Origin of the sequence: Dawidia cretensis, assembly GCF_018598175.1 — a bacterium.
GTDB lineage: Bacteria > Bacteroidota > Bacteroidia > Cytophagales > Cyclobacteriaceae > Ohtaekwangia > Ohtaekwangia cretensis.
Genome location: NZ_JAHESE010000099.1, coordinates 1 through 651 on the forward strand (window position 1 = coordinate 1; position 651 = coordinate 651).

1 protein-coding gene is annotated in these 651 nt (G+C 47.6%); it reads left to right on the top strand.

Annotated features, from left to right (window positions below; all coding sequences use genetic code 11):
- Positions 1-458 (top strand): lipocalin-like domain-containing protein (locus KK062_RS29890; protein ID WP_254088056.1); only part of this gene is annotated, 458 nt, incomplete at its 5' end.
- Positions 459-651: the final 193 nt, after the last annotated feature.

The window sequence follows — 651 nt, forward strand, 5'->3', positions numbered from 1 at the left end:
CACTAATACCTATGCTCGAAGTTATTGGCCCCCGCATCATCGGCACATGGAAACTGGTCTCGTGGACCTATACCGACGAGTTGGGTAACACCGTACCCTACCTGGGCGAAGGTGCACAAGGTATATTGATGTACGACCAACAGGGGTATATGAATGCACAGCTCATGCGGGCCGGGCGGGCACCCTTTGCCAAACCCGGATTTGCCGACGGCACCGCGGAAGAAACCTGGCTTGCCTTCAATTCTTATCTTGCATACTATGGTCGCTATTATGAATCACAACCGGGTGAGATCATACATGAGGTAGAAGGCAGCCTCTTTCCAAACTGGGTTGGTCACAGAGAAGTAAGGTATGCTACCGTAATAGGCGACCAGTTGACCCTTCACACCTTGCCAATCGCCGTTCAAGAGCGTAAAATTGTGTTTTATATAACTTGGCAACGCGTGAAACCGTCCTGAATCGGATGGAAGTTATTATGCGTTTTTCAGCTGGATTTTAGGGATAATCGGCCTAACTTGATTGGCATTCTTTCAAAAGAAGAACCGATGACATGTTTTTAGCAAGCGCTGAATGTTTAGCCGCAAAACGTATTTACCCTTATCAGAACCCAAGACCCAACCCAAACCAAACAGTTATGGAGATGCTTTTCAG